The 23496-nt window shown below is 64.5% G+C and carries 23 protein-coding genes and 1 riboswitch; of the genes, 6 read left to right on the top strand and 17 right to left on the bottom strand.

What is annotated here, in order from left to right; all coding sequences use genetic code 11:
• Nucleotides 1-56 precede the first annotated feature (56 nt).
• From AKG11_RS11335 to AKG11_RS11315, 5 genes are all read right to left on the bottom strand, one after another.
• A complete protein-coding gene (locus AKG11_RS11335; RefSeq protein WP_156334085.1) occupies nucleotides 57-707 on the bottom strand; it encodes a hypothetical protein in 651 nt (216 codons plus the stop codon).
• A 71-nt stretch (nucleotides 708-778) separates the two neighbouring features.
• Nucleotides 779-1564, bottom strand: a complete 786-nt coding sequence (locus AKG11_RS11330; protein WP_023515301.1) for an ATP12 family chaperone protein — start codon at nucleotides 1562-1564, stop codon at nucleotides 779-781.
• Complete coding sequence (locus AKG11_RS11325) at nucleotides 1557-2222, bottom strand: HAD-IA family hydrolase (protein WP_050743950.1); 666 nt, start codon at nucleotides 2220-2222, stop codon at nucleotides 1557-1559. The genes AKG11_RS11330 and AKG11_RS11325 overlap by 8 nt, the downstream gene beginning before the upstream one ends.
• Nucleotides 2222-3214 carry an RluA family pseudouridine synthase gene (locus AKG11_RS11320; RefSeq protein ID WP_050743949.1) on the bottom strand — a complete coding sequence of 331 codons (993 nt, stop codon included), beginning with the start codon at nucleotides 3212-3214 and terminating at the stop codon, nucleotides 2222-2224. Before AKG11_RS11320 ends, AKG11_RS11325 begins: the two co-directional genes overlap by 1 nt.
• 57 nt (nucleotides 3215-3271) lie before the next feature.
• Nucleotides 3272-3508: an Lrp/AsnC ligand binding domain-containing protein gene (locus AKG11_RS11315; protein ID WP_024271053.1), complete on the bottom strand. Its 237-nt coding sequence runs from the start codon at nucleotides 3506-3508 to the stop codon at nucleotides 3272-3274.
• A 211-nt stretch (nucleotides 3509-3719) separates the two neighbouring features.
• Between AKG11_RS11315 and AKG11_RS11310 the strand changes: the two genes are divergently transcribed.
• From AKG11_RS11310 to gcvP, 4 genes are all read left to right on the top strand, one after another.
• Complete coding sequence (locus AKG11_RS11310) at nucleotides 3720-4007, top strand: hypothetical protein (RefSeq protein WP_023516894.1); 288 nt, start codon at nucleotides 3720-3722, stop codon at nucleotides 4005-4007.
• Nucleotides 4008-4160: 153 nt separating this feature from the next.
• Nucleotides 4161-4262, top strand: a riboswitch (glycine riboswitch).
• Between the two features lie 158 nt (nucleotides 4263-4420).
• Nucleotides 4421-5560 carry a glycine cleavage system aminomethyltransferase GcvT gene (gcvT, locus tag AKG11_RS11305; protein ID WP_023516893.1) on the top strand — a complete coding sequence of 380 codons (1140 nt, stop codon included), beginning with the start codon at nucleotides 4421-4423 and terminating at the stop codon, nucleotides 5558-5560.
• Nucleotides 5561-5594: 34 nt separating this feature from the next.
• Nucleotides 5595-5957 (top strand): glycine cleavage system protein GcvH, encoded by a 363-nt coding sequence (gene gcvH, locus AKG11_RS11300; protein ID WP_050743947.1) that lies wholly within the window; start codon nucleotides 5595-5597, stop codon nucleotides 5955-5957.
• Nucleotides 5957-8827: an aminomethyl-transferring glycine dehydrogenase gene (gcvP, locus tag AKG11_RS11295; RefSeq protein ID WP_024271052.1), complete on the top strand. Its 2871-nt coding sequence runs from the start codon at nucleotides 5957-5959 to the stop codon at nucleotides 8825-8827. Before gcvH ends, gcvP begins: the two co-directional genes overlap by 1 nt.
• A gap of 87 nt (nucleotides 8828-8914) precedes the next feature.
• On the opposite strand, the gene AKG11_RS11290 is transcribed toward gcvP, so the two are convergent.
• From AKG11_RS11290 to AKG11_RS11250, 10 genes are all read right to left on the bottom strand, one after another.
• On the bottom strand, nucleotides 8915-9322 hold the full coding sequence (locus AKG11_RS11290) for a response regulator (RefSeq protein WP_050743946.1): 408 nt from the start codon (nucleotides 9320-9322) through the stop codon (nucleotides 8915-8917).
• The gene (locus tag AKG11_RS11285) at nucleotides 9306-11171 is read right to left on the bottom strand and encodes an ATP-binding protein (protein ID WP_050743945.1); all 1866 of its coding nucleotides are present in this window, start codon (nucleotides 11169-11171) and stop codon (nucleotides 9306-9308) included. The genes AKG11_RS11290 and AKG11_RS11285 overlap by 17 nt, the downstream gene beginning before the upstream one ends.
• 127 nt (nucleotides 11172-11298) lie before the next feature.
• Nucleotides 11299-11691: a Fe-S cluster assembly scaffold SufA gene (sufA, locus tag AKG11_RS11280; RefSeq protein ID WP_050743944.1), complete on the bottom strand. Its 393-nt coding sequence runs from the start codon at nucleotides 11689-11691 to the stop codon at nucleotides 11299-11301.
• Between the two features lie 130 nt (nucleotides 11692-11821).
• Complete coding sequence (locus tag AKG11_RS11275; protein WP_023513107.1) at nucleotides 11822-12202, bottom strand: SUF system Fe-S cluster assembly protein; 381 nt, start codon at nucleotides 12200-12202, stop codon at nucleotides 11822-11824.
• A gap of 11 nt (nucleotides 12203-12213) precedes the next feature.
• Nucleotides 12214-13452 carry a cysteine desulfurase gene (locus AKG11_RS11270; protein WP_050743943.1) on the bottom strand — a complete coding sequence of 413 codons (1239 nt, stop codon included), beginning with the start codon at nucleotides 13450-13452 and terminating at the stop codon, nucleotides 12214-12216.
• Nucleotides 13453-13576: 124 nt separating this feature from the next.
• Nucleotides 13577-14851 carry a Fe-S cluster assembly protein SufD gene (gene sufD / locus AKG11_RS11265; RefSeq protein ID WP_050743942.1) on the bottom strand — a complete coding sequence of 425 codons (1275 nt, stop codon included), beginning with the start codon at nucleotides 14849-14851 and terminating at the stop codon, nucleotides 13577-13579.
• 23 nt (nucleotides 14852-14874) lie between these two features.
• Nucleotides 14875-15630, bottom strand: coding sequence for a Fe-S cluster assembly ATPase SufC (gene sufC, locus AKG11_RS11260; protein ID WP_023513110.1), 756 nt, complete (start codon nucleotides 15628-15630; stop codon nucleotides 14875-14877).
• 48 nt (nucleotides 15631-15678) lie between these two features.
• Entirely contained in the window at nucleotides 15679-15840 is a 162-nt protein-coding gene (locus AKG11_RS34535; RefSeq protein WP_023513111.1) for a hypothetical protein, read from the bottom strand.
• Between the two features lie 115 nt (nucleotides 15841-15955).
• Nucleotides 15956-17425, bottom strand: a complete 1470-nt coding sequence (gene sufB, locus AKG11_RS11255; RefSeq protein WP_023513112.1) for a Fe-S cluster assembly protein SufB — start codon at nucleotides 17423-17425, stop codon at nucleotides 15956-15958.
• Nucleotides 17426-17564: 139 nt separating this feature from the next.
• The gene (locus AKG11_RS11250; RefSeq protein ID WP_050743941.1) at nucleotides 17565-18722 is read right to left on the bottom strand and encodes a cysteine desulfurase family protein; all 1158 of its coding nucleotides are present in this window, start codon (nucleotides 18720-18722) and stop codon (nucleotides 17565-17567) included.
• A gap of 213 nt (nucleotides 18723-18935) precedes the next feature.
• On the opposite strand from AKG11_RS11250, the gene AKG11_RS11245 reads away from it, so the two are divergent.
• The gene (locus tag AKG11_RS11245; RefSeq protein ID WP_023516508.1) at nucleotides 18936-19613 is read left to right on the top strand and encodes an alpha/beta hydrolase; all 678 of its coding nucleotides are present in this window, start codon (nucleotides 18936-18938) and stop codon (nucleotides 19611-19613) included.
• Nucleotides 19614-19686: 73 nt separating this feature from the next.
• On the opposite strand, the gene AKG11_RS11240 is transcribed toward AKG11_RS11245, so the two are convergent.
• Together AKG11_RS11240 and AKG11_RS11235 are read right to left on the bottom strand one after the other, a co-directional pair.
• On the bottom strand, nucleotides 19687-20808 hold the full coding sequence (locus tag AKG11_RS11240) for a GGDEF domain-containing protein (protein ID WP_371260054.1): 1122 nt from the start codon (nucleotides 20806-20808) through the stop codon (nucleotides 19687-19689).
• Nucleotides 20809-20957: 149 nt separating this feature from the next.
• A complete protein-coding gene (locus AKG11_RS11235; protein ID WP_023516510.1) occupies nucleotides 20958-22091 on the bottom strand; it encodes an anhydro-N-acetylmuramic acid kinase in 1134 nt (377 codons plus the stop codon).
• Nucleotides 22092-22219: 128 nt separating this feature from the next.
• Here AKG11_RS11235 and tyrS point away from each other — a divergent pair, with 128 nt between their 5' ends.
• A complete protein-coding gene (tyrS, locus tag AKG11_RS11230; protein WP_050743939.1) occupies nucleotides 22220-23473 on the top strand; it encodes a tyrosine--tRNA ligase in 1254 nt (417 codons plus the stop codon).
• The last annotated feature ends 23 nt before the right edge of the window (nucleotides 23474-23496 follow it).

Raw genomic sequence — 23496 nt, 5'->3', positions numbered from 1 at the left:
AGGCTAGCATGCTTTGTCCGTGGTTTCGCCTGGCGGATGGACCTTTTGCCTTGGGATCAGTCGCAGCTGATCGCCTGCGTGACGACGCAGGGCGCGATCTTCTTCGTGGAGCCCTCCGGCAAAGCGCGCGAGCGCACGCTGAGCGCCGCTTCGGTGGGAATGACGAGCGGTCGCTTCTGTCCACCCGAATAGGCCTGGACGGAGGTCGTCGCCGCCGTGCGCCGCTTGCCGCCGGCATATTTGCGGCCCTTGCCGGGACGCTTGCCATGCGGCGCCTTGGCATTTGCGACGGGCGCGAGGTGATAGGCCAGCGCCACGCGCTTGGCGATCGCATCGCCCAGCGCCGCCTCGCGGCCCTTGCGTTCCGGCATGAAGCTGTTGATCGTCAGCGTCCGGCTCGCTGCAGCCCCGGGCCCGCTCAGCGTGACCGTGACACGCGCCGTGCTCTCTCCGTCGCGGCCCTGCCTGACGCCGGAAACCCGCACATCCATCGTCGCGCGGTCGATCGCGACAGCGCGGCGCGTAGCCCTTGCGGCCCGTTTCAGGTGCTCGCCGGTGCGCTTCAGCACCGTGGCGGACGCACTGTCGTCACCGCTGACGACGACCTTGCGGATATCGCGGACCGGAAAAGCCTCATCGGCGCTTGCGGCAAGGGGCATGGAAAGGAGAAGGCTTGCGGAAAGAAGCGTGCGAACGAGGAACTGCATGAAAATACCGGTATGCGATGTCGGATTTCGGCCGCGTGCCAAAATGGTGCGAACCTCTTAACAAAGTCTTTTCAGCGCGGAATTTCCGCAAGAACGGCGGCGGCGACGTCCATTTCCGCCCGGCGCAGTTCACGGCGGCGGAAGGCTTCCTCGTCCGTGCCCCAATGTTCGATCTGCCAGTCCTCGTCGACATGGGCGAGCGCCCAGGCCCTGTCGGCGTCGATGACACCTTCCGCAAGCGCCAGCGCCAGAAGCGCCGAACCAGTAAGCGTCGTCACGGTGTGTAGGCAGGCAAGCGCCAATGGATCGCGGAAGCTGGAAAGCGCCTCGGAAAAGGCCTCGATCGCCGGCGCCGGCTGTTCCTGATGCATCACGCCTTCGATGAGAATGAAGCGCGCGCCCCGGTTATCGGCCGCCCAGCGGAGGATCGGATCCCAGCCCTCGCGCTGCCGTTCGACGAGCCCGGCCGGTGAATCCGCGCGATAGCAGAGCATGTCCGTGCCGGCAAAGCGCACGATCTCGTCGAAGACCGCGTCGAAGTTCTCCGCGACACCGTCGACGGCCGTGTTGACGAGGCGGGTCACCGGCATCTTCGCCGGATCGATCTCCTCGCCCTGCCCGTCCCATTCGGCGACGAGGCGCGTAGCGATCGGTTGTGTCGGCACGGCAAGGAGTTTCTTACCGGGCGTACGCACCGGGCGGCCGTCGAGCAGGATGCGATGGCCCTCCTCCACCTTGTCGGTCGAGACCTCCTTGTAGAAGCGCTTCGGCAAAGGGCGCTTCATCTGGATCTGCGCGCGGCGCACCGGATCGGGATCGCTCATCGCATCGGAAAGGTCGCTCAGAATGTCACGCATCGGAAATCTCCAGCCATTCGAGGAGGTCGGCGGGCGTGCGCAGGATATGGTCCGCGCCGGCCTCGACCAGTTCGGGCACACTGGCATAGCCCCAGGAAACGCCGATCGCCTTCGCGCCCGCCGCTTTCGCCATCTGCATATCGTAAATCGCGTCGCCGATGACAACCGTGCGGGCCGCATCGATGCCCGCCTCGCTGCAGCATTCGGTCACCATGGCCGGGTGCGGCTTGGAGGGGCAGTCGTCCGCCGTACGCGAGACGAAGAAGGTCTTGTCGAAGCCGTGCGCGGCGCGGATGAGGTCGAGGCCGCGGCGGGATTTGCCGGTGACGGCACCAAGGATCAGGTCGTCTTGCCGTTCGAGGCGCGCGATCATGGCGGCGATGCCGGGAAAGAGCGGCTCCTGGAAACCGGGTTCGGCGCGCACGCCGGAATAGGCCGCCTTGTAGTGTGCGGTCATCGCCAGCGCCTCGTCGTCGACATGCGGCTTGCCCTGCATGCGGGCAATGGCGATGTCGAGCGTCAGGCCGATGATCGCCTTGGTCTCGGAAATATCCGGCCGCGCATGGCCGAAATCGACGAAGGTGCGCGCCATGACCTCATGGATCAGGTTGACGCTGTCGACCAGCGTGCCGTCGCAATCAAAGAGAACGAGCCGCATCAGTCTTCCTCGTCAGCCGCGTTCTGGTCGAAGCCGAAGAGGTTCCAGGTCTGCACCATATGCGGCGGCAGCGGCGCGGTGACGCGCAGGCGCCCGCCGTTGGGGTGCGGAATGTCGATGCGGCGGGCATGGAGGTGCAGGCGGTTCTGTACGCCGCCGGGGAAATTCCAGTTGATGTCGGCCTCGAAATATTTGGGATCGCCGAGGATCGGGTGGCCGATATGGGCAGCGTGGACGCGCAGCTGGTGCGTACGGCCGGTATAGGGCTCCATTTCAAGCCAGGCAAAATTCTGGGCGGCCTGCTCGATGACCCGGTAGAAGGACACGGCATGATCGGCGCCGTCCTCGCCGTGTTTGGCGATGCGCATCCGGTCGCCATCCGGCGTTTGCTCCTTGACGAGCCAGGTCGAGATCTTGTCCTCATGCTTCTTCGGCACGCCCATCACCAGCGACCAATAGGTCTTCTTGGTATCGCGCTCGCGGAAGGCGGCCGTCAGCTTCTGCGCCGCACCGCGCGTGCGGGCTATGACGAGCACGCCCGACGTGTCGCGGTCGAGCCGGTGCACGAGGCGCGGCTTTTCACCCTTCTGGTTGGTCCAGGCCTCGAGCATCTGGTCGATATGGCGATTGACGCCGGAACCACCCTGCACGGCGATGCCGGCCGGCTTGTTGAGCACGATGACCTTGTCGTCCTCATGCAGCAACATGCGAGAGAGCAGTTCGTGATCGGAGGAATGCTTTAGATCGCGACCGGCTATGGGTCCGCCCTTCGCAGCCTTGGCATCGACCTCCATCGGGGGGATGCGGATCATCTGTCCCGGCTGTACGCGGGTATCGCTCTTGACACGGCCGCCATCGATGCGCACCTGGCCGGAGCGCAGCAATTTCTGGAGCGGGCCGAAGCCGAGGCCCGGATAGTGGATCTTGAACCACCGGTCGAGCCGCATGCCCGCCTCGTCGTTCTCCACCTGCTTGTGTTCGATGCCTGCCATGTCAGCCTTCTTTCGTTGCGCCGTGCTTTAGCGCAAGAACCGGCTGAGGGGAACCGTCTAGAATGCGCGGAAGGTCAGCGTCGTCAGCGAGCGCACGATGCCCGGAATGGAGGCGACGTGATCGTTGATGAACTTGCCGATATCCTCCTCGCTGTCGACATAGATTTTCAGGAGCAGATCGTAGTCGCCACTCGTCGAATAGAGCTCCGAAATGAGTTCCGTAGCGTAAAGCGCATCGGCAACTTCGTAGGTTTTGCCCGGAGCGCATTGCAATTGCACGAAAATCGGCTTCATCGGTCCTCCCGTGCCATCGGCGGCATGCTTGTTGCCGCCCGATTCCGGCGGCCTACAGTGCTTCTTATGACGGAATTCCGCCGGCAAAGGCAAGGCCGGCCGAAATTCGCACAGACCGTTAAAATTCGATGAAAATGCAACCCTTGCGGTTCATGTCTCGGAAAGGCGCAACTGTTAAATTGCGAGAACGTAACCAACACCGTAGAACGCCATGACACAGATCGTGACAGTTTCGCCGGCAACGGCCGCTTACGCATCACAAGGGATGCGGCTGCAGACGCGCGCGAACACGCTTTTCGAGGAACGCATCCACGCCTGGAGCCAGGACGCCAAGGTTCGGGGTGACGCCCGCGCGATCGCCGCGCTCAATGTCATCCAGCCGCCGGCCCTCGCGCTCGCGCTGATCACGGCGCCCGGAGGCACGCCGCAGGTAACGGTCGCCGAGGCGCAACGCCTCTATGACGAGAACGAACTGCCCGCCCTCCCGGAATCCGCCTGATCCTCCCCACAGAAACAGCCGTCCTCCGACCTCTGGCCCCCTCGGGGGCCTTTTCTTTGCAGCCCTCTCCCGGCCCTTTCCCGCTACGACAAAAATTCGCTTGGGAGCGACGCAACGCTCTTGCCAAAGCGCAGGCAACGCCGTTATCTGGAGGCAACCTCGCTGGGAGAAGCTGGCCGTCCGACCACGGGCATGGCCGGTGCCGAAGGAGCAACCGCCCCGGAAACTCTCAGGCAAAAGGACCAGCAAGGTGCCGTCGTAACTCTGGAGAGAAGCGTTTTTCGAGCGCTCGCCGAAGGGATAACAATCTCAGGCGAAGGGACAGAGGGGGCTCAGGAGAGCGGCGCGAGAGCGCCGGGATTGTGAGCCGGTGCCCGTTAGATCGTGGGCGCCACAAGACTGGAGGGCGCCTTTTGGACGAAACGTCTGAACTCAAGAAAACCCCGCTTCATGCGCTGAACGTTTCGCTCGGCGGACGCATGGTGCCGTTCGCCGGCTATGAGATGCCGGTGCAGTACGCTGCCGGCGTGATGAAGGAGCATCTGCACACCCGCGGGGCCGCCGGCCTCTTCGACGTGTCCCATATGGGCCAGGTGACTGTGCGCGCCCGCTCCGGCGACAATGCCGACGCCGCTCGCGCGCTGGAGACGCTGGTGCCGGTCGACGTGCTCGGCCTCGGCGAAGGCCGCCAGCGCTATGCCCTTTTCACCAATGACGAAGGCGGCATCCAGGACGACCTGATGATCGCCAACCGCGGCGACCATTTCTACGTCGTCGTCAATGCTGCCTGCAAGGACGCGGATTTCGCCCATATGCAGGCGAAGATCGGCGATGTCTGCGAACTGACATTGCATGACGACCGCGCCCTCATCGCCCTGCAGGGCCCGCATGCCGAGGCCGTGCTTGCCGAACTCTGGGCGGACGTCTCCTCGATGCGCTTCATGGACGTGCGCGCCTGCGACCTGCACGATGCCGACTGCATCGTCTCGCGCTCGGGCTATACGGGTGAGGACGGTTTCGAGATTTCCATCCCCGCCAGCCTCGCCGAAGCGGTCTGTCGCCGCCTGCTCGACCATCCGGACGTGTTGCCGATCGGCCTTGGCGCGCGCGATTCGCTGCGTCTTGAAGCCGGCCTCTGCCTCTACGGCAACGACATCGACACGACGACGACGCCGGTGGAAGCCGGTCTCGAATGGGCGATCCAGAAGGTGCGCCGCACGGGTGGCGAGCGCGCCGGTGGTTTTCCGGGCGCCGCTGTTATCCTCGACCAGCTTGAGAACGGTGCCTCGCGCCGTCGTGTCGGTCTGAGGGCGGAAGGCCGGGCGCCGGTGCGCGGCGGTGCGGTGCTTGCCACCGACGCCGAGGGCGAGGATGTCGTCGGCACCGTCACGTCTGGCGGCTTCGGCCCGAATGCCGACGGCCCGGTGGCCATGGGTTACGTCACCAAGTCCGCGATCGCGCCCGGCACCCAGCTCTATGCCGGCGTGCGCGGAAAATTCCTGCCCGTCACCGTCGCGGCGATGCCCTTCGTCAAGAACACCTTCAAACGCTGACCAGCGAACAGATTTTCCCAGGAGAGGAACGAACATGCTGAAATTCACCGAAGAACACGAGTGGCTGAAGATCGAGGGCGGCGTCGCGACCGTCGGCATCACGCAGCACGCAGCCGAACAGCTCGGCGATCTCGTCTTCGTGGAACTGCCTGAGGTCGGCGCGACCTTCGAAAAAGGTGGCGATGCCGCGACCGTCGAAAGCGTCAAGGCCGCCTCCGACGTCTATTGTCCGCTTGACGGCGAGATCGTCGAGGTCAACGAAGCGATCACCGCCGATCCCTCTCTCGTCAACAGCGACCCGCAGGGCGCCGGCTGGTTCTTCAAGCTGAAGCTCGCCAACCCGTCCGATGCGGATGCGCTGCTCGACGAAGCCGCCTACAAGGAGCTTGTCGGCTGATGTCTCTCCCCAAGGATTTCGCCTTTACCGATTACCAGCCCTACGATTTCGCCAACCGTCGCCATATCGGCCCCTCGCCGAAGGAGATGGAGGCGATGCTGAAGGTGATCGGCTATGACAGCCTCGACGCGCTGATCGACGACACCGTGCCGAAATCGATCCGGCAGGAAAAGCCGCTCGAATGGGGCGCGGCGATGACCGAGCGCGAAGCGCTCGACAAGCTGCGCGAGACCGCCAACCGCAACAAGAAGCTCGTCTCGCTGATCGGCCAGGGCTACTACGGCACGATCACCCCGCCGGTCGTCCAGCGCAACATCCTGGAGAACCCCGCCTGGTACACGGCCTATACGCCCTACCAGCCGGAAATCAGCCAGGGCCGTCTTGAAGCGCTGCTCAACTATCAGACCATGGTCTGCGACCTGACCGGCCTCGATGTCGCCAACGCCTCGCTGCTCGATGAAGCGACGGCCGCCGCCGAAGCCATGGCCATGGCCGAGCGCGTCTCGAAGTCGAAGGCAAAGGCCTTCTTCGTCGACGAGAACTGCCACCCGCAGACCATCGCGCTCCTGAAGACCCGTTCCGAGCCACTTGGCTGGAGCGTCATCGTCGGCGACCCCTTCACCGATCTCGACCCCGTCGACGTGTTCGGCGCGATCTTCCAGTATCCCGGCACCTACGGTCATGTACGTGACTTCTCGGGCCTCATCTCGCGTCTGCACCAGACCGGCGCCATCGCCGTCGTCGCGGCCGATCCGCTGGCCCTCGCCCTCCTGAAATCGCCCGGCGACATGGACGCGGATATCGCCATCGGCTGCACCCAGCGTTTCGGCGTGCCGGTCGGTTACGGCGGGCCGCATGCGGCCTATATGGCGGTCAAGGACGCCTACAAGCGCTCCATGCCCGGTCGCCTCGTCGGCGTTTCCATCGACGCACGCGGCAACCGCGCCTACCGCCTGTCGCTGCAGACCCGCGAACAGCACATCCGCCGCGAGAAGGCGACGTCGAACATCTGCACCGCGCAGGTGCTGCTCGCCGTCATGGCCTCCATGTATGCCGTATTCCACGGCCCGCAGGGCCTGAAGGCGATCGCGCAGAGCGTGCACCAGAAGACCGTGCGCCTCGCCAAGGGCCTCGAGAAGCTGGGTTACACGGTCGAGCCCGAGGTCTTCTTCGACACGATTACCGTGCATGTCGGCAAGTTGCAGGGCATCATCCTGAAGACCGCTGTCGCGGAAGAGGTCAACCTTCGCAAGATCGGTGACGACCGCATCGGCATCAGTCTCGACGAGCGCTCGCGCCCCGTCACGCTGGAAGCCGTCTGGCGCGCCTTCGGCGGCGATTTCGAGGTGGCGGAGTTCGAGCCGGACTACCGTCTGCCGGAAGACCTGCTGCGTACCAGCGAATACCTGACGCATCCGATCTTCCACATGAACCGCGCGGAAAGCGAGATGGTGCGCTACATCCGCCGCCTCTCCGACCGTGACCTCGCGCTCGACCGCGCGATGATTCCGCTCGGTTCCTGCACGATGAAACTCAATGCGACAGCGGAAATGCTGCCGATCACCTGGCCGGAATTTGCAGAAATCCATCCCTTCGTTCCGGCCGACCAGGCGCAGGGTTATCGCTACCTCATCGAGGACCTGTCGCAGAAACTCTGCGACATCACCGGCTACGACGCCGTTTCCATGCAGCCGAACTCCGGCGCGCAGGGCGAATATGCCGGCCTGCTGACCATCCGCGCCTACCACCTCGCCAACGGCAACACGCACCGCGACGTCTGCCTCATCCCGACCTCCGCGCACGGCACCAATCCGGCCTCCGCCCAGATGGTCGGCATGAAGGTCGTCGTCGTGAAGGTGTCTGACAACGGCGACATCGACATGGACGATTTCCGTGCGAAAGCAGAGCAGTACGCGGAAAACCTCTCGTGCTGCATGATCACGTACCCCTCCACGCACGGCGTCTTTGAGGAAAATGTGCGCGAGATCTGCGAGATCGTCCACAAGCACGGCGGCCAGGTCTATATCGACGGCGCCAACATGAACGCCATGGTGGGCCTTGCCCGCCCCGGCGATATCGGCGGCGACGTCAGCCACCTCAACCTGCACAAGACCTTCTGCATCCCGCACGGCGGCGGCGGTCCCGGCATGGGCCCGATCGGCGTCAAGGCGCACCTTGCGCCGTACCTGCCGGGTCATCCCGATATTCCGGGTCTCGGCGGCACCGGTGCGGTCTCGGCAGCGCCCTTCGGCTCTGCCTCGATCCTGCCGATCTCGTGGAGCTACTGCCTGATGATGGGTGGTGCTGGCCTGACGCAGGCGACGAAGGTGGCGATCCTTAACGCCAACTACATCGCCGCCCGTCTCAAGGGCGCCTATGACGTGCTCTACACGTCCTCCAGGGGCCGCGTGGCGCACGAGTGCATCATCGACACGCGCCCGCTTGCCGAAAGCGCCGGCGTCACCGTCGACGACGTCGCCAAGCGGCTGATCGACTGCGGCTTCCACGCCCCGACCATGAGCTGGCCGGTGGCCGGCACGCTGATGATCGAGCCGACCGAATCGGAGACCAAGGCCGAGATCGATCGGTTCTGCGAGGCGATGCTGGCGATCCGCGAGGAAGCCCGCGCCATCGAGAACGGCACGATGGACAAGGTCAACAACCCGCTGAAGAACGCCCCGCACACGGTGGAAGACCTCGTCGGCGAATGGGACCGCCCCTATTCGCGCGAACAGGCCTGCTACCCGCCGGGCGCCTTCCGGGTGGACAAGTACTGGTCGCCGGTCAATCGCGTCGACAACGTCTATGGCGACCGCAACCTCGTCTGCTCCTGCCCGCCGCTCGAGGACTACGCGGAAGCCGCCGAGTAAGCATCGCAAGACTTTGAGTCCCCGGCCGATCCTATCGGCCGGGGCTTTTCGTTGCGGGCAGGGAAAGATTGGCGGTGGGGCGAGCCCTTACGGGGAGACTGCAACGTCCACCCAGAAGCGGGTAAAGCCTTCTGCAAAATCACGGTAGCCGCTCAGCGTGGAAGGCTTGACCGCATAGGCATTGGCACCGTTTTCATAGGCGCGGTTGACGTCGGTGGCGCTGGACGACGAGGACAGCATGATGACGGGCGTCACCGCCGTGCGGGCGCGTCCGCGCAGCCGCTTGAGCAGCTCCATGCCGCTGGTGCCGTGCATGTTGATGTCGAGAAGGATATAATCGAAGGCCTCGCGGTCGAGCCGGTCGCTTGCCAGTTCCGCATCGGCGACATGGGTGATTTCGAGCGCACTGCCGGTATCGCTGAAGGCACGCATGACGAAGCGCACGTCCACCGGGTCGTCGTCCACGACGATCAGCTTTCTAGCCGAGCCTCCCACGATCGTTCCCCTTTGACTTTATGGGTTGCGGAAACGTCACGACGAAGCGTGCCCCCGGACCATACTGCGTGTCAAGCGCTATCACACCGTTGTGGCTCTCGACGATCCGGCGCGCCAGGGCAAGTCCGACGCCGGTGCCCTGATACACAGTCTCATCGCGGTGAAGACGCTGGAACACCTCGAATATCCGCCCGACATGCTGCGGATCGATGCCGATACCGTCATCCTCGACGACGAATTCAGTGCCGTCAGCCCCCTCGCGGCAATAGACCCGCACGACGGGCGCGTCGCCCGGCCGGCGATATTTCAGCGCATTGCCGATGAGGTTTTGCGCCAGCCGCTTCAAGAGCTCGGGATCGCCCATCACCTCGGGCATCGGTGCGGTCTCGACATGTCCATCGGCCTCCCGCACATGGCTTTCCAGGAGCGCCAACGCCTCACGCACCACGTCGGAGAGCGAAACGGGCTTCGGCGCCGAGATCCGGTAGGCGATCTGCGAATATTCCAGCAGGCTGTCGATGATCCGGCGCATGCGCGCGGCACTCTTGCGGACGTGGTCGGCATAGTGCGGCAATTCGGTCATGTCGCCGCGATGCAGGTCTTCCGAGATCATCTCGGCAAACATGGACAGATGGCGCAGCGGCGCCTTCAGGTCATGCGAGACGGTGGCAGTGAACTGGTCCAGCGCCTCGTTCTTGCGGCGCAGCTCGTTCGTCTGGGCCTCCACCTGCTGCTGCTGGCGCTTGGCCTCGGTGATGTCGCGGCCGACGCAGACAATCTCGCAGGCGCCGTCCTCGTCGAAGATCGCGACGGTCGTCCACAGAAGCCATGTCTCCTGCCCGCCGCGCCCCTCCATGCAGACTTCCAGCGTCTTCATCGGCTCAGCGCGCGTGTAGCTGCCGATGTCCATCAGCACCGCCGTGTGCTCCGGCGCGCAGGACACGTCCGGCAGGTACCGCCCGATCAGCTCGTCCGTCGTCGAGCCGACGAAATGGGCGTATTTGTCGTTCGCAAAACGGATCGTCAGGTTCCGGTCGAAACGCAGGATCATGTCGGGCAGGATCTGCAGCAGCGAAAGATATTCGCGGCGTTTCGCCTCCAGCGCCGCTTCGGTGCGCTTCAGCTCCGATATGTCGACACGCAGCGCGACGATGTCGCCGGTCTCCGACACATGGCTCTCACCGCGAATCCACCGGTCCTTGCCGAACTCGAAGATGGCGCCGCCGCTGCCGGTGTTGCGATGGCTTTCGAGACGCTCGCGCACCATCGCCTCGGCCTCCGGCGTGCCCTCGCGAATGCCAGGAAACATGCCGACGCGGATGTTGGCACGCGCGATGCTTTCCAGCGTCACGCCGACACGCACGGCATCGCGGGCAAGGCCGCAACGCTCCTTGTAGGAACGGTTGAACAGGACGAGGCGCTCTTCCCGATCGAAGATTGCAAAACCCTCCGTCATGGTGTCGAGCGCCGCGGCGATGCGCTGGCCCAGCAGGATCTGCTCGCCATGGCTGCCCCCGCTCAAAAGACTGCGCAGGAGAAGCGCATAGGACGGGCCGGCTGCCTCATCCGGCAGCGCGATCACATGGGCTGACGCTTCGAAAATGTTGCCGTTGTCGTGGCGAAAACCGAGGGCATGGGTGTTTTCACGGCCGGCCGCGGCCTGGCCGGCAAGAAGCGCCGCCGCGACCTCCCCGGCGAGAACAACCGTGCCCGCAGGCCGCCTGTCGTCGCGATTCCAGCCGAATGTGCGGGCGGCCGCGTCGTTGTGGGAGACAAGGCGCGCCTCGGCGTCGACGATGACCACAGGAAAGGGCAGGTTCTGGTACAGTGTCGCGGTAAAGCCGTCCATCGCTCGCGCCCCTCCCGCTGGCAATCACGCCGGCACCGGATTCGCGCGCCGCGCGTGGGAGACTAGGCAAAACTGCCAGAGAAGAAAAGCCGCAAGGATTGGCAGTCCGCGCCGGCCTGCCGGCAGTTCAGCCCGCCCGTACGGTCGGCTGGCCGGAAGCGGCAAGGGCCGCAAGATCGGCAGGCTTCAGCTCGACCGATTCGCCGCAGCCGCAGGCCGACGTCTGGTTCGGGTTGTGGAAGGTGAAGCCGGAGCGCAGCGTCGTCACCTCGAAATCCATCTGCGTGCCGAGAAGGTAGAGCACCGCCTCCGGCGCAACCCAGACCTTTGCACCATTGTGCTCGATCAGGTCGTCCTTGGCATTGGGTTCGGTGACGAGGTCGATGGCATATTCCATGCCGGCGCAACCGCCCTTCTTGATGCCGACGCGAATGCCCTTGGCATCGCTGCCGGCATTGTCGACGATCGCCTTGACGCGGTCTGCCGCCGCATCGGTGAGTGTCATCACTGCAAAGGCCATGGGCCGTTTCTCCTTCGCCGACCGGGTTCAAGGCCCGGCGGTCTGTGATTCCGAATCTAGTGACGACGGGTTAACGGATCAAGTCACGGAAAGCACAAGTGCCTTGCCCTATCCGGCTGCGTTGCCGAAATCAGTACCAGCCGACGGCGACCTGCGCCTCTTCCGACATGCGGTCCGGCGTCCATGGCGGATCGAAGGTCATCTTGACCTCGACGCCGGATACGCCTTCGACCGCACTGACCGCATTCTCGACCCAGCCCGGCATCTCGCCGGCCACGGGGCAACCGGGTGCCGTCAGGGTCATGTCGATCTTGACCATGCGGTCGTCTTCGATGTCGATCTTGTAGATCAGGCCGAGCTCGAAGATATCGGCCGGGATTTCCGGATCGTAGACCGTCTTCAGCGCGGAGATGATGTCGTCGGAAAGGCGCGCCAGTTCGTCGTCCGGGATCGCCGAATGGACGATACCGTCGCGGACGTCGATCTTGTCTTCCGTTGCGTCGAGGGACATGGGCCTACTCCTCAGGCGAAAAACTTGCGGGCATGGTCGAGCGCGTCGGCCAGGACATCGACTTCGGCACGCGTGTTGTAGAGGCCGAACGATGCCCGGCATGTGGAGGTGACGCCGAAGCGTTTCAAGAGCGGCTGGGCGCAATGGGTGCCGGCACGCACCGCCACCCCTGCCCGGTCGATGACCATCGAGACGTCATGGGCGTGGATGCCTTCCAGCTCGAAGGAGAAGATCGAACCCTTGCCCGGTGCCGAACCGAAAATCCTTAGCGCGTTGATCGAGGACAACCGCTCATGGGCATAGTCGCGCAGGTCCGCCTCGTGGGCGGCGATTGCCGCGCGGCCGATCTTTTCCATGTAGTCGAGCGCATGGCCAAGGCCGATCGCCTGCACGATCGGCGGCGTGCCCGCCTCGAAGCGGTGCGGCGGGTCGTTGTAGGTGACGATGTCCTCGGTGACGTCGACGATCATCTCGCCGCCGCCCTGGAAGGGGCGCATCTCTCTAAGGCGATCCATCTTGCCATAGAGCACGCCGATGCCGGAGGGGCCGTAGAGCTTGTGGCCGGTCATCACGTACCAGTCGCAATCGATGTCGCGCACGTCGACCGGCATATGCACCGCGCCCTGCGAACCATCGACCAACACCGGAATGCCGCGTTCACGGGCGATGCGGCAGATTTCCTTGACGGGCACGATGGTGCCGAGCGCATTCGACATATGCGTGATGGCGATGAGCTTGGTGCGCTCCGTCAGGCACTTTTCGAACTCTTCGATGTGGAAGGCACCCGCATCGTCCACCGGGGCCCAGACGAGCTTCGCGCCCTGTCGCTCGCGGATGAAATGCCACGGCACGATGTTGGAATGATGCTCCATGATCGACAGAACGATCTCGTCGCCCGCGCCGATCTTGGGCATGCCGTAGCCGTAGGCGACGGTGTTGATCGCCTCGGTCGAGGATTTGGTGAAGATGATCTCGTCGACCGAGGAGGCGTTGAGGAAACGGCGCACCTTTTCGCGTGCCGCCTCGTAGGCATCGGTGGCGGCATTCGACAGGAAGTGCAGGCCGCGATGCACGTTGGCATATTCGTTGGAATAGGCGTGGGCAATCGCGTCGATTACCGACTGCGGCTTCTGCGCCGACGCGCCGTTGTCGAGATAGACCAGCGGCTTGCCGTAGACCGTCTTCGACAGGATCGGGAAATCCTTGCGGATCGCCTCGACGTCATAGGCCAGTGCAGGGGCGTGTTCCATCTCGTTCGTCCTATGTCAGGCGTGCCCTGGAGCGTTCCCGTTCCTTCGAACCGCGAGCGCTCCTTTTCTTGTTTGCGCAACCCCCGGCCGACCGTCCTGCGGTCCGGCCCGGGATAGCGCCTGATCAGGCGTGCTTGTCGAGCCAGTCGGCGATGACGCCTTCCAGCGCCTCGACCAGCGGCTCGTCTTCCAGCTCCTCGACGATCTCGGCGACGAAGGCGTTGACCAGCATGGCGCGCGCCTTGTTTTCCGGGATGCCACGGGCCATCAGGTAGAAGAGCTGCGTGTGGTCGATGTCGATCACGGTCGCACCGTGGCCGCACTGCACGTCGTCGGCGAAGATTTCGAGCTCCGGCTTGGCCGAGAAATCCGCTTCGTCCGAAAGCAGCAGCGTGTTGCACGACATCTTGGCGTCGGTCTTCTGGGCATCCGGCGCAACGCGGATCTGGCCCTGGAAGACGCCGCGCGCGCGATCGAAGATCACGTTGCGGATCACTTCCGTCGAGGTCGTGTTCGGCACGTCGTGACCGACCGTGAAGGTCACGTCGTTGTGCGTCTCGCCGCCGAGCAGGTTGATGCCGCGCAGGATGAGGTCGGAGCCCTCGCCCGCCACCACGACATGGATTTCCTGCCGCACGAGCTTACCGCCGGCATTGATCACGTAAAGGCGGAGCTTTGCGTCCGTGCCGAGCGTGATGCGGATCTGGCCGAGATGGGTGTCCGCCCCACCCTGCCCCTGCAAAATAACCCAGGTAATATCGGCACCGTCGGCAAGCGAGAGGTCGCTGACCGTCGTGACGAAGGCCGCGGTGTCGCCGACCGCCGCATGGCGCTCGATGACAGTCGCCTTGGTATTCGCGCCGAAGCTCACCGGGAAGCGCGTATGGGCCTGGCCCGCATTCTGGACCGTCTGGATTTCGAGCGGTGCTGCCAGCTCGGTGCCCGCGGGGAAATCGAGCACGAAACCGTCCCGAACGAACGCGCCGTTGATACGGCCGATCGCGTCGTCGCGGTCACGGGCAGCAAGGCCGGCCGCGGCCGTGCCGTCGGCCAGCGCATCGGCAAAGGTGCGCAGCGTCACGCCCTCGACCGAGCCGCGGGCCTCCGCAAGGCCGTTGACGACGGACAGCACCGTCGCCCCCTCGACCAGCGGCCCGATCCGCGCGGCGGAGGCTGCGGGATCGAAGGCCGGAACGGCGCGCAGCAGCGCCTTGAGGTCCGTATAGTGCCAGGCCTCGATGCGGCGCGTCGGAAGGCCGGCATCCTTGAAGTCGCTGATGAGGACGTCGCGGGCAGCGAGCACGGCACCATCACCCGGCAGTTCGCCGAGCGCGTGGTCGTAGGCTTCGCAAAGCGCCGTCTCGGCGACGGAGAGCTTCATGCCTGTCTGCATGTTCATGAGATCACTCCTTCGCCAAGCCGTCAGGCGGCGGCGCCGATGATGTCGGCGTAACCGTTTGCTTCCAGCTCGTGCGCCAGCGTCTTGTCGCCGGACTTGATGACCTGGCCCTTGTAGAGAACGTGCACCGTATCGGGCACGATGTAGTCGAGCAGGCGCTGGTAGTGCGTGATGACGATGACGGCGCGGTCGGGCGAGCGAAGCGCGTTGACGCCGTCGGCGACGATCTTCAGCGCGTCGATGTCGAGGCCGCTGTCGGTCTCGTCGAGGACGCACAGCTTCGGCTCGAGCAGCGACATCTGCAGGATTTCAGCGCGCTTCTTCTCACCGCCGGAAAAGCCGACATTGAGCGGACGGCGCAGCATTTCCGGGGCGATCTTCAGCTCGGCGGCAGCTTCCTTGACGCGACGCATGAAGTCCGGCGTCGTCAGTTCCGCCTCGCCGCGCGCCTTGCGCTGTTCGTTCATCGCAACCTTCAGGAACTGCATGGTGGCAACGCCGGGGATTTCGACCGGGTACTGGAAGGCGAGGAAGATGCCCTTGGCGGCGCGCTCGGCCGGGTCGAGTTCCAGAATGCTCTCGCCGTTGTAAAGGATGTCGCCGTCGGTGACTTCGTAGTCCTCGCGGCCGGAGAGGATGTAGGAGAGCGTCGACTTGCCCGAGCCGTTCGGGCCCATGATGGCGGCGACTTCGCCGGCCTTCACGGTGAGATTCAGGCCGCGGATGATCTCGGTGCCGTCTTCGGCGATGCGGGCGTGCAGATTCTTGATTTCAAGCATGGTCTCTCGGTCCTGCGTTCGGAGCGGTCAAACGCTCCCGTCTTGGTTTCAGAAGCCGAGGAAGAAGTGGACCAACGGGAGCATCGCGGCGGACAACCCGCCAAGGCCGAGCCCCAAAACCGTGCGTATCGCCACGTTCCGAACGTTGGGCGCATACGCTGCCAGTCCACCGCATACCACGGCGTAATACGTCAGATTGACCGGATCCATGTCGTGTCTCCCGATGAGAACCGCATCCCGCTAATATAACGGATCACACGGAAACTTCATCGAAGGACCTGTCCGGCCCCCCCGGCGGAAGCCGCCGGGACATTCCTTCACCCGATCAGCCGACCGAGCCTTCCAGCGAGATGCCGATCAGCTTCTGCGCCTCGACGGCGAACTCCATCGGCAGTTCCTGGATGACTTCCTTGACGAAGCCGTTGACGATCAGCGCGATCGCCGCCTCGGTCGGGATGCCGCGCTGGAGGCAGTAGAACAGCTGGTCTTCCGAGATCTTCGAGGTGGTCGCCTCGTGCTCGAAATGGGCCGTCGCGTTCTTCGCCTCGATATAGGGCACGGTGTGCGCACCGCACTTGTCGCCGATCAGCAGCGAGTCGCACTGGGTGAAGTTGCGTGCGTTCTCCGCCTTGCGGTGGGCCGAGACCTGGCCGCGATAGGTGTTGTTGGAGAAGCCCGCGGAAATGCCCTTGGAGACGATTCGGCTCGACGTGTTCTTGCCGAGATGGATCATCTTGGTGCCGCTGTCGATCTGCTGGTGGCCGTTCGAGACGGCGATCGAATAGAACTCGCCGCGCGAACCATCGCCGCGCAGGATGCAGGACGGGTACTTCCAGGTGATGGCGGAGCCGGTCTCGACCTGCGTCCACGAGATCTTGGAGTTCTTGCCCCGGCAATCGCCGCGCTTCGTCACGAAGTTGTAGATGCCGCCCTTGCCTTCCTTGTCGCCCGGATACCAGTTCTGGACGGTGGAATACTTGATCTCGGCATCGTCGAGCGCGACCAGCTCGACGACGGCAGCGTGAAGCTGGTTCTCGTCGCGCTGCGGCGCGGTGCAGCCTTCGAGGTAGGAGACGTAGGCGCCCTCTTCCGCGATGATCAGCGTGCGCTCGAACTGGCCGGTGTTCTTCTCGTTGATGCGGAAGTAGGTCGACAGCTCCATCGGGCACCGAACGCCCTTCGGCACGAACACGAAAGAGCCGTCGGTAAAGACCGCGGAGTTCAGCGTCGCGTAGAAATTGTCGGTCGTCGGCACAACGGTGCCGAGATACTTCTTCACAAGCTCGGGATGCTCGCGAATGGCCTCCGAGATCGACATGAAGATCACGCCGGCCTTCTTCAGCTCTTCCTTGAAGGTGGTGACGACGGAGACCGAATCGAACACGGCGTCGACGGCGATCTTCGACGTCTGCACGCCGGCAAGGATTTCCTGCTCGCGCAGGGGAATACCGAGCTTCTCGTACATCTTCAGAAGCTCGGGATCGACCTCGTCGATGGACTTCGGGCCGGTCTGGTTCTTCGGCGCGGCATAGTAGTAGAGATCGTTGAAGTCGATCTTCGGATAGTCGACGCGCGCCCAGGTGGGCTCTTCGAGCGTCAGCCAGCGGCGATAGGCGTCGAGGCGCCATTCGAGCATCCAGTCGGGCTCGCTCTTCTTGGCCGAGATGAAACGGATGATGTCCTCGGAAAGCCCCTTCGGAGCCTTCTCCACCTCGATGTTCGTCTCGAAGCCGTATTTGTACTGGTCGACGTCAATCTGACGGACCTGATCGATCGTTTCCTGCACCGCAGGCATATCGTTCTCCAATCTCGCCGGATCCAAGGTCCGGCAGTTTGTCAACGTCTGGCGGGGCCTCCCGCCGCTTATGTAAGCGCCAAAGGCGGTTTTTCCCACCTTTTGGCAAGCGAAAACTTGCGTTCCCGCAAGATTCCCGTCAGGCCGCCCGTCGCCGCGCCATGACGCGCGAAAAGGCAGCCAGAAAACGCGCGACATCCGCCTCTGTCGAGGCCGGACCGAGCGACACGCGAAGCCCGCCGAGCGCCGCGTCGAACCCCATGGCGGTCAGAACGTGGCTCTGCCCGACCTTGCCCGAGGAGCAGGCCGAGCCGGCCGAAAGCGCGATACCCTCGAGATCGAAGGCGATCTGCCCGGTCTCCGATTTCAGGCCGGGCAGGCTGAAGAACGAGGTGTTGGCGATGCGCTCGACGTCCGTACCATGGATGACGACGTCGTTCGTCGCCGCCCGCATGCCGCTCTCCAGTGCGTCGCGCAGCGCGCCGATCCGTGCGTTGCGCCCGGCAAGATCCGCCACCGCCGCGCGGGCGGCTGCGGCAAAGCCGGCAAGCGCCGCCGGGTTCTCCGTGCCGGAGCGATGGCCTTTTTCCTGGCCACCGCCGCGGATCAGCGGTGCGGGCATCAGAACCTCGCCGCGCGAGATCAGCGCGCCGGCGCCCTTCGGGCCGCCCAGCTTGTGCGAGGAGACGATGAGGAAATCGGCGTCGAGTGCCGCAATGTCGATGGACACGCGGCCGGCGGCCTGCACCGCGTCGACGACGAGAAGACCACCGTGACGGTGCACGACCTCGGCGACGCTCTTCACGGGCTGCACGATGCCCGTCTCGTTGTTGGCGAGCATGACCGCCACCATCGGCAGGCCCTTCGCCTTGTCATGGCCCGCAAGAAGCGTTGTCAGGGCCTCGAGATCGACGAGGCCGGCGCGGGTGACGGGGATCGTCGTCACGGCATCGCGCGCAAAACGCCCGCCCTCGCGGATCGCCGGATGCTCGATCTCGGAAACATAGAGACGGCCGATGGCAAGCGGCGTGCGGCCCATGCGGTAGTCGGGCGTCAGGGCGAGGTTCGCCGCCTCGGTGGCGCCGCTCGTGAAGATCACATGGGCCGGCGCCGCATTGAGCAGCGCGGCGACGTCACGGCGCGCGGCCTCCACCAGCATGCGCAGCGCCCGGCCCTCGCCATGCACGGACGACGGGTTGCCGACGCTGTCGAGCGCAGCAAGAACGGCCTCGCGCGCCGCCGGCAGCAGGGGTGCCGTGGCGTTCCAGTCCAGATAAGTGCGCTCCGTCTTCGTCATTTCTCACCCATGCGCGCACGATACATTCGATACGGCGTGCATTTTCCTTGAATTTTCCGTCGGGCTTGCCTTATGACACCAAGCTCACGGCGTCCCGTGGGCGCCTATACAGTTTCGAATGGTTCTAAACTAGGTTCTAGAAAAGCTGACTGGTTTCGTCAAGACTTCAGTTGACAAGAATCCGTTCCAGAACGCGAACTTGCCGGAGTAAGAATGCCCGAAATCATCTTCAACGGACCCGCCGGTCGCCTTGAGGGCCGTTACCAGCCGTCCAAGCAGAAGAACGCCCCGATCGCCATCGTGCTGCATCCGCACCCGCAGTTCGGCGGCACGATGAACAACCAGATCGTCTACCAGCTGTTCTACATGTTCCAGAAGCGCGGTTTCACGACGCTGCGCTTCAATTTCCGTGGCATCGGCCGCAGCCAGGGCGAATTCGACCACGGCGCAGGCGAATTGTCGGATGCGGCCTCCGCACTCGACTGGGTGCAGAGCCTGCATCCCGATTCGAAGAGCTGCTGGGTCGCCGGCTATTCCTTCGGCGCCTGGATCGGCATGCAGCTGCTGATGCGCCGCCCGGAGATCGAAGGCTTCATGTCCATCGCCCCGCAGCCGAACATCTACGACTTCTCGTTCCTCGCCCCCTGCCCGTCGTCGGGTCTCATCATCAACGGTGATTCCGACAAGGTGGCACCGGAGAAGGACGTCAACGGCCTCGTCGAGAAGCTGAAGACGCAGAAGGGCATCCTGATCACGCACCGCACGGTGCCGGGCGCCAACCACTTCTTCAACGGCCAGACGGAAACGCTGATGGCCGAGTGCGAAGACTACCTCGACCGCCGTCTTGCCGGCGAACTGACCCCGGAACCGGCCGCCAAGCGTATTCGCTGACCGGCGGAGAGAGACAAAGGAAAAAGCCCGGCGACATCTCGCCGGGCTTTTTCTTTGCCATATGTTCGCCTGATCAATTCGCGCGCTTGACGACCTCGAGCACCACAGCGGGCGGCTCCGCCTGGCGCACGCAGTCACGTCCGGCGTTCTTGGCGGCATAGAGCGCATCGTCCGCCCGGCGCATAGCAAACCGCAGCGGCTCGCCGCGCGTCACCTCGGCAACGCCGAAGCTGGCGGTGATGCGCACAGCCGGCGGCAGGCCGGGAATGGGCGCGACGGCGCGGGTTGCGCGCAGGGTCTGCGCGAAAAGCAGCGTCGCCTCCTTGCCGGTGTTCGGCAGGAAGAGCGCGAATTCCTCGCCGCCGATGCGCGCGACCAGCGCGCCCACCGGCGCCGCGACACGCAGTGCCTCGCCGAAGGCGCGGATGGCGTTGTCGCCGCCCTGGTGGCCATGGGTGTCGTTGACCGACTTGAAGTGATCGATATCGCACAGGATGAGGCCATGCGGACCCGCGCCCGCAAGCAGCGCATCGATGCGGTTGTCGAAACCACGGCGGTTGAGGAGACCGGAGAGCGGATCGACCTCCGCATTGCCCTTCTCCTCCGCGACGATCTCTAGCACGAGCACACAGAGCAGCATCAGGCCGACGGTAACGATCAGCACTGCGCCCATGCTCTGCGAGACGAGCGCAAACTGGCTGGCGAGATAGTCCTTTGCCGTATTGCCTGCCCCGGCGAGCACGGCGGCATAGGCCTTTGCCAGGAAATGCACGCTGGTCAGCGCAAGAAGCACGATGAGCGCCCGGTCGACGAAGCTTGCCGGGCGGGCGCGCCAGACCGCGAAGGCGCTCATCCCGAGCGCCACCGCGAAGGGGGTCTGGTAAGGCAACGCATGGGCGAGCGTGCCGCGCGGCAGGTCGTAGATGACATAATCGAGCGCGACGAAGGTGACGAAGATGGCGGCAAGGACCCAGCGATTCGTACGGAGGCCGTAGAGATGGCCGACACCGATGCGCAGCATCAGCATGCCGCCGAGCATGGCGGCAAAGGCAAGGATCGCCCAGAGCCTTGCCGGCGGCGCATAGGCGACGAGGAATTCAAAAAGGGTGGAAAGCGAGGCGACGGCATAGGTGCCGGCAAACCAGCGGGCTGCGACGCGATTGCGGCTCCGGGCGGACACCGCGAGGAAAAACATGCAGAAACACTGCGCGATGAGAAAATTCACCGCCAGCAGGAAGCCCGCGCCACTCATTGGCCACCTTACGCAAGACAAAAAGGCCGCTCCGTGCAAAAGCGCCCCGGAGCGATCCGAACGAATCCTAGAAGGCGCCCGCGAAGAAAGCGTTAATCGCCGGTTGCGTGTTTCTGGAGTACGCCGCCGGAAACAGGCGTCTTCACGCCCGTCGTGCCTGGGAAGGTGAGCGGCAGGCCACGCAGCGAGCGGACGGCAAGATAGGCCCAGGCCTCCGCCTCCATGCTGTCGCCGTCGAGATCGACCGCCTCGGCCGTCACCACCTCAGCCGCTTCCGTCTCGGCAAGCGCCGCCAGATCCCCCATGATCACCCGGTTGAGCCGGCCGCCGCCACACACGACATAAAGTTTCGGCCTCTCCGGCAGGTGGCGGGCGGAGCGCAGGATGGCGGCGGCGGTGACATGGGCGAGCGTGCGCGCACCGTCCTCAAGACTTGCGTCCGGCCCCTCGGGCGGGCGGAAATCGTTGCGGTCGAGCGAGCGGCGCACCGGATCGGTGAAGAAGGCATGGTTGAGATAACGCTCCGCAAGGCCGGGATCGACGCGGCCCTCCGAGGCGATCATGCCGCCCTGGTCGTAGGGAATGCCGGCATGGGCCTCGACCCACTGGTCGATCAGCGTGTTGCCGGGACCGCTGTCAAAGGCGACGATCGCCCCGCCGGCGCCGATGAAGGTGATGTTGGAGATGCCGCCGATATTGACGAAGACGACCGCCTTGCCGGTGGCGCCGGAAAGGCCGGCGGCGAGCGCGGCGTGATAGGCGGGAATGAGCGGCGCCCCCTGCCCGCCATGCACCATGTCGTTCGCCCGCATGTCATAGACCACATCGATGCCGGTTTCACGGGCGAGCAGCCCGCCGTCGCCAAGCTGCACCGTCAGGCCGGCATTCGGCCGGTGCAGCACGGTCTGGCCGTGGAAGCCGATGACGTCGATGTCGGATGCCGTCAGGCCGTTCCCATCCAGGAAGGCGCGCACGGCCTCGGCGTGGCGCAACGTCAGCTCCCGTTCGATCTCGGCGAGCTCGCCCGGCCGCTGGCTGCGAACGTCGATCGCCTTGGCGGCCTCCAGCGCGCCCTGCAGACGGCGGCGGAAGGCGGCGTCGTAGGGGCGCGCGAGACAGGGGCCGCGCTCGACGACGGCCTCGCCGTCCGTGCGCAGCAGCGCGACATCGATGCCGTCGAGGCTCGTGCCACTCATCAGACCGATCGCCGTTTGCAGTCCCGTCATGCATCCGCTCCAGAATCACTTTTGAAGTGATTATGCGGCGAAACAGTGCTAAACGCCCGGCGGTCCGCCGGAAAATTATCTCCGGCCGCCCCATCCCGCCCAAAGCATTCCGGCAAGAGAGACAGGCCATGTCCGAATTCAAATCCGATTTCCTCCGCACGCTGAAAGAGCGCGGTTTCATCCATCAGATCTCCGATGAAACCGGCCTCGACGATCTTCTCGCCAAGGAAACCGTGACGGCCTATATCGGCTTTGATCCGACCGCGCCGAGCCTGCATGCCGGCGGCCTCATCCAGATCATGCTGCTGCACTGGTTCCAGAAGACCGGCCACCGGCCGATCTCGCTGATGGGCGGTGGCACCGGCATGGTCGGCGACCCGTCCTTCAAGGATGAGGCACGCCAGCTGATGACGCCGGAGACGATCGACGGCAACATCGCCAGCATCAAGAAGGTCTTTTCGAGCTATCTCGCCTATGGCGAAGGCCCGAAGGATGCGCTGATGATCAACAATGCCGATTGGCTGCTCGGCATCAACTACCTCGAGTTCCTGCGCGACGTCGGCCGCCATTTCTCGGTCAACCGCATGCTGTCCTTCGACAGCGTGAAGATGCGGCTCGAGCGCGAGCAGTCGCTGTCCTTCCTCGAATTCAACTACATGATCCTCCAGGCCTACGACTTCGTCGAGCTCAACAAGCGCTACGACGTGCGCCTGCAGATGGGCGGCTCGGACCAGTGGGGCAACATCATCAACGGCATCGACCTCGGCCACCGCATGGGCACGCCGCAGCTCTACGCCATGACCTCGCCGCTTCTGACGACCGCGTCGGGCGCCAAGATGGGCAAATCGCTCTCCGGTGCCGTATGGCTGAACCCGGACATGCTGTCGGCCTATGATTTCTGGCAGTACTGGCGCAACACAGAGGATGCGGACGTCTCGCGCTTCCTGAAGCTCTACACGACGCTGCCGATGGACGAAATCGCCCGGCTTTCCGCGCTCGGCGGCGCCGAGATCAACGAGGTGAAGAAGATCCTCGCCACCGAGGTGACGGCGATGCTGCACGGCCGCGAGGCGGCCGAACAGGCCGCCGAGACCGCCCGCAAGACGTTCGAGGAAGGCGCGATCGCCGAAAACCTGCCGTCCATCGACGTTTCCACCAGTGAGCTCGAAGCCGGCATCGGCCTCCTCAGCCTCGTCGTCAAGGCCGGCCTTGCCGCCTCGAACGGCGAAGCCCGCCGCCACGTGCAGGGCGGCGCGGTGCGCATCAACGACACCGCCGTTTCCGACGAGCGCCGCGTCATCGGCACCGCGGACGTTTCCGCCGATGGCGTCATCAAGCTGTCGCTGGGCAAGAAGAAGCACATCCTCGTCCGCCCGGCCTGAGAGCGGGCAAACGAAACCGAGAT

The organism is Shinella sp. SUS2, from assembly GCF_001262505.1.
Classification (GTDB): domain Bacteria; phylum Pseudomonadota; class Alphaproteobacteria; order Rhizobiales; family Rhizobiaceae; genus Shinella.
The sequence above is the reverse complement of the archived record's forward strand: the minus strand, read 5'-3'. Positions and strand labels throughout refer to the sequence as shown.

What these genes read in the sequence shown, in the direction of transcription:
- sufC (WP_023513110.1), bottom strand. Translation starts at nt 15,630, where the DNA reads ATGCTTGAAATCAAGAATCTGCACGCCCGCATCGCCGAAGACGGCACC.
- AKG11_RS11310 (WP_023516894.1), top strand. Translation starts at nt 3,720, where the DNA reads ATGACACAGATCGTGACAGTTTCGCCGGCAACGGCCGCTTACGCATCA.
- sufA (WP_050743944.1), bottom strand. Translation starts at nt 11,691, where the DNA reads ATGGCCTTTGCAGTGATGACACTCACCGATGCGGCGGCAGACCGCGTC.
- gcvP (WP_024271052.1), top strand. Translation starts at nt 5,957, where the DNA reads ATGTCTCTCCCCAAGGATTTCGCCTTTACCGATTACCAGCCCTACGAT.
- tyrS (WP_050743939.1), top strand. Translation starts at nt 22,220, where the DNA reads ATGTCCGAATTCAAATCCGATTTCCTCCGCACGCTGAAAGAGCGCGGT.
- sufD (WP_050743942.1), bottom strand. Translation starts at nt 14,851, where the DNA reads ATGAACATGCAGACAGGCATGAAGCTCTCCGTCGCCGAGACGGCGCTT.
- AKG11_RS11245 (WP_023516508.1), top strand. Translation starts at nt 18,936, where the DNA reads ATGCCCGAAATCATCTTCAACGGACCCGCCGGTCGCCTTGAGGGCCGT.
- AKG11_RS11275 (WP_023513107.1), bottom strand. Translation starts at nt 12,202, where the DNA reads ATGTCCCTCGACGCAACGGAAGACAAGATCGACGTCCGCGACGGTATC.
- AKG11_RS11320 (WP_050743949.1), bottom strand. Translation starts at nt 3,214, where the DNA reads ATGGCAGGCATCGAACACAAGCAGGTGGAGAACGACGAGGCGGGCATG.
- AKG11_RS11250 (WP_050743941.1), bottom strand. Translation starts at nt 18,722, where the DNA reads ATGACGAAGACGGAGCGCACTTATCTGGACTGGAACGCCACGGCACCC.
- AKG11_RS11270 (WP_050743943.1), bottom strand. Translation starts at nt 13,452, where the DNA reads ATGGAACACGCCCCTGCACTGGCCTATGACGTCGAGGCGATCCGCAAG.
- AKG11_RS11285 (WP_050743945.1), bottom strand. Translation starts at nt 11,171, where the DNA reads ATGGACGGCTTTACCGCGACACTGTACCAGAACCTGCCCTTTCCTGTG.
- AKG11_RS11235 (WP_023516510.1), bottom strand. Translation starts at nt 22,091, where the DNA reads ATGACGGGACTGCAAACGGCGATCGGTCTGATGAGTGGCACGAGCCTC.
- gcvH (WP_050743947.1), top strand. Translation starts at nt 5,595, where the DNA reads ATGCTGAAATTCACCGAAGAACACGAGTGGCTGAAGATCGAGGGCGGC.
- AKG11_RS11335 (WP_156334085.1), bottom strand. Translation starts at nt 707, where the DNA reads ATGCAGTTCCTCGTTCGCACGCTTCTTTCCGCAAGCCTTCTCCTTTCC.
- AKG11_RS11325 (WP_050743950.1), bottom strand. Translation starts at nt 2,222, where the DNA reads ATGCGGCTCGTTCTCTTTGATTGCGACGGCACGCTGGTCGACAGCGTC.
- AKG11_RS11240 (WP_371260054.1), bottom strand. Translation starts at nt 20,808, where the DNA reads ATGTTTTTCCTCGCGGTGTCCGCCCGGAGCCGCAATCGCGTCGCAGCC.
- AKG11_RS11315 (WP_024271053.1), bottom strand. Translation starts at nt 3,508, where the DNA reads ATGAAGCCGATTTTCGTGCAATTGCAATGCGCTCCGGGCAAAACCTAC.
- sufB (WP_023513112.1), bottom strand. Translation starts at nt 17,425, where the DNA reads ATGCCTGCGGTGCAGGAAACGATCGATCAGGTCCGTCAGATTGACGTC.
- AKG11_RS11330 (WP_023515301.1), bottom strand. Translation starts at nt 1,564, where the DNA reads ATGCGTGACATTCTGAGCGACCTTTCCGATGCGATGAGCGATCCCGAT.
- AKG11_RS34535 (WP_023513111.1), bottom strand. Translation starts at nt 15,840, where the DNA reads ATGGATCCGGTCAATCTGACGTATTACGCCGTGGTATGCGGTGGACTG.